Origin of the sequence: Vibrio ouci, from assembly GCF_004551525.1 — a bacterium.
GTDB lineage: Bacteria > Pseudomonadota > Gammaproteobacteria > Enterobacterales > Vibrionaceae > Vibrio > Vibrio ouci.
Genome location: NZ_SATR01000184.1, coordinates 1 through 643 on the forward strand (window position 1 = coordinate 1; position 643 = coordinate 643).

At 30.2% G+C, this 643-nt stretch carries 1 pseudogene; it reads left to right on the top strand.

Annotated elements, in window-relative coordinates:
• Positions 1 to 32 precede the first annotated feature (32 nt).
• Positions 33 to 643: pseudogene (locus tag ELS82_RS27970) on the top strand (hypothetical protein); the annotation flags it as partial.

Below are 643 nucleotides of genomic sequence, written 5' to 3' on the forward strand. Positions count from 1 at the left end.
CAAAAGAAAGTGACAAAAAAGAAAAAGAAGAAATCAAAAACAGACGAGAAGAAGACAAAAGAGAAGAATGGTCTGAGGAAGAAATAGCCGAAACCTGGGATAGCATTATTTTTGCTCAAGCAATCAGAGGCTGTGTCTGAGTAATTCAATCGATTCTTCTAAGATATATTCTATTGCCTTCATTAATMATMGCTAMAAAYATCATTCGTATGCTATYWTTTCAAATTCCTGAATGGTCTGAGGATTTAAAAGATTGGAATAGAGAAATGCATGTTAAATGCACCTATAATGGAGTTCAATTATCAGAAACAGAATTTCCGAAAAACTGGTTAACAGACGGTATTCAAATAAAGATCCTATTTCCTTTTCGACTACAACCTTGGCACAGATCTAAGTTTAAATTCCTTTCTAAAGATCCAATAAAAAAGAAAAGACAAAAAAATGATTTTTGTKTTTTAACAGTTTGGGGAATGGAAGCTGAACTTCCTTTTGGTTCTCCCCGAAAAGAGCTTTCACTTTTTGAACCTATTTTTAAAAAMCTAAAAAAAAAAATTAGAAAGTTGAAAAAAAATGGTTTTCTAACTCTAACAATTTTAAAAGAAAAAAGAAAACTATTTCTACATTTACCGAAAGAAACAAAAAA